Source organism: Methylobacterium sp. WL18 (genome assembly GCF_008040015.1).
Lineage (GTDB): Bacteria > Pseudomonadota > Alphaproteobacteria > Rhizobiales > Beijerinckiaceae > Methylobacterium > Methylobacterium mesophilicum.
This window is the reverse complement of the sequence record NZ_VRVD01001131.1, coordinates 1-790: the sequence shown is the minus strand read 5'-3', so window position 1 is coordinate 790 and position 790 is coordinate 1. Positions and strand designations below refer to the sequence as shown.

Below are 790 nucleotides of genomic sequence, written 5' to 3'. Positions count from 1 at the left end.
GGCGAGCCGCGGTCCGGCACGCCGCAACTGCCCTCGCCCACCTGCCGGCGTTACCGGGCGGAACTCGCCTCCGTCCAGACGGGGGCCAGCACCACGCGGGCGCTCAACGACGAGATCGGGCGGCTGGAAGCCTATTTCCGCGGCCTGAACTGCGAGGGCGGCAAGTTCCTGTTCTTCGACACGCGCCCGCCCCAGTGCGGCGCCGTCGAGCAGCGCATCCGCGCGCTCAAGGCCACCTATGGCGGCGCTGTGTTCGACGACAGCGGCGCCCGCAAGCGCGAGCTGCAGGGCCTGGTCGCCGCCAACTGTCCGGCCCGGGAAACCTATGCGGCGAGCGGCGAGAGCTACGCCAAGGGCGGCCCGCAGATGGTCTGCGTGCGCACCTGCGATGGCGGCTTCTTCCCGATGCGCAACCTGCCCGAGGGGCGCGGCGGCGCGGACGAGATGTGCCAGGCGCTCTGCCCCGGCACCGAGGCGCAGGCCTACTCCATGCCGTACGGCGACGAGGCGCTGAAGCACGCTGCCTCGGTGAAGGGCAGCCGCGCCTATGCGAGCCTCGCCAACGCGTTCAAGTTCCGCAAGGAATTCGTCCCGAACTGCTCCTGCAAACCTCAGAACCAGACCTGGGCGCAGTCCCTCGTGAAGGCCGAGAGCATGCTGGTGCGGCACAAGGGCGACATCTTCGTCACGCCCATGCAGGCCGAGGCCCTGTCGCGTCCCAAGGTACGCCTGACCCTGGTCGGCCGGGCCGACCGGACTGCGGCCGAACTCGCCGCCGACGCGGCCGGGC

General features: G+C 71.3%; 1 protein-coding gene. It reads left to right on the top strand.

Going from position 1 to position 790, the window contains the following annotated elements; genetic code table 11:
* A partial coding sequence (locus tag FV228_RS31335; protein WP_147857931.1) for a DUF2865 domain-containing protein occupies positions 1–790 on the top strand: 790 nt, incomplete at both ends.